Raw genomic sequence first — 5,542 nt, 5'->3', positions numbered from 1 at the left:
GGGGGTGTTTAGAATAATGAGCTGGCGATGACTTACTCTCACATGGGTAACCCCACACTACCATCAGCGCTAAGAGGTTTCACTTCTGAGTTCGGGAAGGGATCAGGTGGTTCACTCTTGCTATGGTCGCCAGCACAACTGGTATGGATACTTGCTTCGTTTTATTCACTGTGTGATACGTTGCGTTTTCCAAATCTTTACAGATGGGCTGATTGGTCTGATTTTTCGTTGTTCATTTTAGCTAGTAGTATAACTAAATCAAGTTGCTTTGCATGTTTATGAATCGATTGATGCTTCATATACAACTGCTTGGGTGTTGTATAGTCAAGCCTCACGAGCAATTAGTATTGGTCAGCTTCACATATCACTATGCTTCCACATCCAACCTATCAACGTCCTAGTCTCGAACGGCTCTTTAGAGGAATAAATTCCTAGGGAAATCTTATCTTGAGGTAGGCTTCCCGCTTAGATGCTTTCAGCGGTTATCCCTTCCGAACATAGCTACCCGGCGATGCGACTGGCGTCACAACCGGTACACCAGAGGTTCGTCCACTCTGGTCCTCTCGTACTAGGAGCAGATCCTCTCAAATTTCCAGCGCCCACGGTAGATAGGGACCGAACTGTCTCACGACGTTCTAAACCCAGCTCGCGTACCTCTTTAAATGGCGAACAGCCATACCCTTGGGACCTGCTTCAGCCCCAGGATGAGATGAGCCGACATCGAGGTGCCAAACACCGCCGTCGATATGAACTCTTGGGCGGTATCAGCCTGTTATCCCCAGAGTACCTTTTATCCGTTGAGCGATGGCCCTTCCATACAGAACCACCGGATCACTAAGACCTACTTTCGTACCTGCTCGACTTGTGGGTCTCGCAGTTAAGCGCGCTTTTGCCTTTATACTCTACGCGTGATTTCCGACCACGCTGAGCGCACCTTCGTACTCCTCCGTTACTCTTTAGGAGGAGACCGCCCCAGTCAAACTACCCACCAGACACGGTCCTCGTCCCGGATAACGGGACAGAGTTAGAACCTCAACATTACCAGGGTGGTATTTCAAGGACGGCTCCATTGGAACTAGCGTTCCAACTTCAAAGCCTCCCACCTATCCTACACAAGTAAGGTCAAAGTTCAGTGTCAAGCTGCAGTAAAGGTTCACGGGGTCTTTCCGTCTAGCCGCGGGTACACTGCATCTTCACAGCGATTTCGATTTCACTGAGCCTCTGCTGGAGACAGCGCCGCCATCATTATGCCATTCGTGCAGGTCGGAACTTACCCGACAAGGAATTTCGCTACCTTAGGACCGTTATAGTTACGGCCGCCGTTTACTGGGGCTTCGATCAAGAGCTTCGCTTACGCTAACCCCATCAATTAACCTTCCAGCACCGGGCAGGCATCACACCCTATACGTCCACTTTCGTGTTTGCAGAGTGCTATGTTTTTAATAAACAGTTGCAGCGGCCTGGTTTCTGCGGCTGTCGTCAGCTCAGGAAGCAAGTTCCATCACCAACAACAGCGTACCTTCTCCCGAAGTTACGGTACCATTTTGCCTAGTTCCTTCAGCAGAGTTCTCTCAAGCGCCTTGGTCTACTCGACCTGACCACCTGTGTCGGTTTCGGGTACGATTCCTGTGTAACTGAAGCTTAGAGACTTTTCCTGGAAGCATGGTATCAGCCACTTCACTGTACAAGTACAGCTTGCTATCGGATCTCAGTATAGAGTACCCCGGATTTGCCTAAGATACATACCTACATCCTTTCACCTGGACAACCAACGCCAGGCTGACTTAACCTTCTCCGTCCTCTCATCGCATTACACAGAAGTATTGGAATATTAACCAATTTCCCATCGACTACGCCTTTCGGCCTCGCCTTAGGGGTCGACTCACCCAGCCCCGATTAACGTTGGACTGGAACCCTTGGTCTTTCGGCGAACGGGTTTTTCACCCGTTTTGTCGTTACTCACGTCAGCATTCGCACTTCTGATACCTCCAGCATACTTCTCAATACACCTTCATCGGCTTACAGAACGCTCCCCTACCACTTGACTAATGTCAAATCCGCAGCTTCGGCACATAGTTTTAGCCCCGTTACATCTTCCGCGCAGGCCGACTCGACTAGTGAGCTATTACGCTTTCTTTAAAGGGTGGCTGCTTCTAAGCCAACCTCCTAGCTGTCTATGCCTTCCCACATCGTTTCCCACTTAACTATGATTTTGGGGCCTTAGCTGGCGGTCTGGATTGTTTTCCTCTTGACTACGGACGTTAGCACCCGCAGTCTGTCTCCCGGATAGTACTCATAGGTATTCGGAGTTTGCATCGGTTTGGTAAGTCGGGATGACCCCCTAGCCGAAACAGTGCTCTACCCCCTATGGTATTCGTCCGAGGCGCTACCTAAATAGCTTTCGGGGAGAACCAGCTATCACCAGGCTTGATTAGCCTTTCACCCCTATCCACAAGTCATCCCCTGGCTTTTCAACGACAGTGGGTTCGGTCCTCCAGTTAGTGTTACCCAACCTTCAACCTGCTCATGGATAGATCGCCTGGTTTCGGGTCTATACCCAGCAACTAAACGCCCTATTAAGACTCGGTTTCCCTACGGCTCCCCTATACGGTTAACCTTGCTACTGAATATAAGTCGCTGACCCATTATACAAAAGGTACGCAGTCACACCACGAAGGTGCTCCCACTGCTTGTATGCATGCGGTTTCAGGATCTATTTCACTCCCCTCACAGGGGTTCTTTTCGCCTTTCCCTCACGGTACTGGTTCACTATCGGTCAGTCAGGAGTATTTAGCCTTGGAGGATGGTCCCCCCATATTCAGACAAGGTTTCACGTGCCTCGCCCTACTCGTCATCATTATGTGTGCCCTTTCGTGTACGGGAATATCACCCTCTACGTTCGCACTTCCCAGAGCGTTCCACTAAAACACACATAACTTAATGGGCTGATCCCCGTTCGCTCGCCGCTACTGAGGGAATCTCAATTGATTTCTTTTCCTAAGGGTACTGAGATGTTTCACTTCCCCTCGTTCGCCTTGCAACACTATGTATTCATGTTGCAATACCTACCTTAAAGTAGGTGGGTTCCCCCATTCAGAAATCTCCGGATCAAAGGATATTTGCCGCCTCCCCGGAGCTTTTCGCAGGCTATCACGTCTTTCATCGCCTCTGACTGCCAAGGCATCCACCACATGCACTTAATTACTTGACTATACAACCCCAAACAGTCGTCAACACCTACAAGTGAGTGTTGTCCGTGCGATTCTTCATCGCTACTATCTGTTGTCTGTGTACTTAAACACTGTACAGCTTCAATCTAAATTCATATACCAAAACGCTTGATTCAGTTAATTTGCTAGTTCTCAATTCATCTAGATTAATTACTTAATCTAAACTCTTGAGTGAACAATTTATTTCAGACTCAATTTTGCCAATCTGTTAATGAATAAACATGCCTTCGTCAGGTCATGCTTAATACCGTGATACTTAAATCACAGAAGTTAATAAACCAAGACCGAAATCTCTATTTACTAATTTCTGTAATCCGAACTTCTCTTAAGTTCTGGTGGAGACTAGGAGAGTCGAACTCCTGACCTCCTGCGTGCAAAGCAGGCGCTCTACCAACTAAGCTAAGTCCCCAGCTTACATCATCAGTCATGTATCTTTTATCTATAACTTCAACCAGTCAAAGTCATGGTGGGTCTGACAAGACTTGAACTTGTGACCCCACGCTTATCAAGCGTGTGCTCTAACCAACTGAGCTACAGACCCTCAGATACATCTATGAAGAACAACTTGTTGTGGATTCTTACCAATCGTCAATCTTTCGTTAAGGAGGTGATCCAGCCGCAGGTTCCCCTACGGCTACCTTGTTACGACTTCACCCCAGTCATCGGCCACACCGTGGTAACCGCCCTCTTTGCAGTTAGGCTAGCTACTTCTGGTGCAACAAACTCCCATGGTGTGACGGGCGGTGTGTACAAGGCCCGGGAACGTATTCACCGCGGCATTCTGATCCGCGATTACTAGCGATTCCGACTTCATGGAGTCGAGTTGCAGACTCCAATCCGGACTACGATCGGCTTTTTGAGATTAGCATCCTATCGCTAGGTAGCAACCCTTTGTACCGACCATTGTAGCACGTGTGTAGCCCTGGCCGTAAGGGCCATGATGACTTGACGTCGTCCCCGCCTTCCTCCAGTTTGTCACTGGCAGTATCCTTAAAGTTCCCGACATTACTCGCTGGCAAATAAGGAAAAGGGTTGCGCTCGTTGCGGGACTTAACCCAACATCTCACGACACGAGCTGACGACAGCCATGCAGCACCTGTATGTAAGTTCCCGAAGGCACCAATCCATCTCTGGAAAGTTCTTACTATGTCAAGGCCAGGTAAGGTTCTTCGCGTTGCATCGAATTAAACCACATGCTCCACCGCTTGTGCGGGCCCCCGTCAATTCATTTGAGTTTTAGTCTTGCGACCGTACTCCCCAGGCGGTCTACTTATCGCGTTAGCTGCGCCACTAAAGCCTCAAAGGCCCCAACGGCTAGTAGACATCGTTTACGGCATGGACTACCAGGGTATCTAATCCTGTTTGCTCCCCATGCTTTCGCACCTCAGCGTCAGTGTTAGGCCAGATGGCTGCCTTCGCCATCGGTATTCCTCCAGATCTCTACGCATTTCACCGCTACACCTGGAATTCTACCATCCTCTCCCACACTCTAGCTAACCAGTATCGAATGCAATTCCCAAGTTAAGCTCGGGGATTTCACATTTGACTTAATTAGCCGCCTACGCGCGCTTTACGCCCAGTAAATCCGATTAACGCTTGCACCCTCTGTATTACCGCGGCTGCTGGCACAGAGTTAGCCGGTGCTTATTCTGCGAGTAACGTCCACTATCTCTAGGTATTAACTAAAGTAGCCTCCTCCTCGCTTAAAGTGCTTTACAACCATAAGGCCTTCTTCACACACGCGGCATGGCTGGATCAGGCTTGCGCCCATTGTCCAATATTCCCCACTGCTGCCTCCCGTAGGAGTCTGGGCCGTGTCTCAGTCCCAGTGTGGCGGATCATCCTCTCAGACCCGCTACAGATCGTCGCCTTGGTAGGCCTTTACCCCACCAACTAGCTAATCCGACTTAGGCTCATCTATTAGCGCAAGGTCCGAAGATCCCCTGCTTTCTCCCGTAGGACGTATGCGGTATTAGCATTCCTTTCGAAATGTTGTCCCCCACTAATAGGCAGATTCCTAAGCATTACTCACCCGTCCGCCGCTAAGATCAGTAGCAAGCTACCTCTCTCCGCTCGACTTGCATGTGTTAAGCCTGCCGCCAGCGTTCAATCTGAGCCATGATCAAACTCTTCAGTTAAAATCATTTTGCACCTTATTTAAAGACAAGGTGCCAATTCTGGCTCATCAATTACTGACTTAAATTTCGCTCAAATAAACTTCGAGTAATTTAAACCAATCAATCAATGAAAATTATTTCGATTAATCAATCAGTAAAAATCCACACAAGTTGTTCTTCAATTCTCTTAATGAT

General features: G+C 48.7%; 2 tRNA genes and 3 rRNA genes. All 5 read right to left on the bottom strand.

Features of this window, described 5'->3' with window-relative positions:
- Positions 1-19 precede the first annotated feature (19 nt).
- The 5 genes from rrf to ACTJJH_RS18310 all read right to left on the bottom strand — a co-directional run bounded on the left by rrf (position 20) and on the right by ACTJJH_RS18310 (position 5,368).
- A 5S ribosomal RNA gene (gene rrf, locus ACTJJH_RS18330) occupies positions 20-134 on the bottom strand.
- A gap of 186 nt (positions 135-320) precedes the next feature.
- Positions 321-3,211, bottom strand: a 23S ribosomal RNA gene (locus tag ACTJJH_RS18325).
- Positions 3,212-3,563: 352 nt separating this feature from the next.
- Positions 3,564-3,639, bottom strand: a tRNA-Ala gene (locus ACTJJH_RS18320).
- Between the two features lie 55 nt (positions 3,640-3,694).
- Positions 3,695-3,771 (bottom strand) — tRNA-Ile (locus ACTJJH_RS18315).
- A gap of 59 nt (positions 3,772-3,830) precedes the next feature.
- Positions 3,831-5,368 (bottom strand): 16S ribosomal RNA (locus ACTJJH_RS18310).
- The 16S, 23S and 5S rRNA genes sit together here with 2 tRNA genes alongside, the layout of an rRNA operon.
- Positions 5,369-5,542 lie beyond the last annotated feature (174 nt).

The organism is Acinetobacter sp. 22301 (assembly GCF_052045285.1).
Taxonomy (GTDB): domain Bacteria; phylum Pseudomonadota; class Gammaproteobacteria; order Pseudomonadales; family Moraxellaceae; genus Acinetobacter; species Acinetobacter pittii.
The sequence above is the reverse complement of the archived record's forward strand: the minus strand, read 5'-3'. Positions and strand labels throughout refer to the sequence as shown.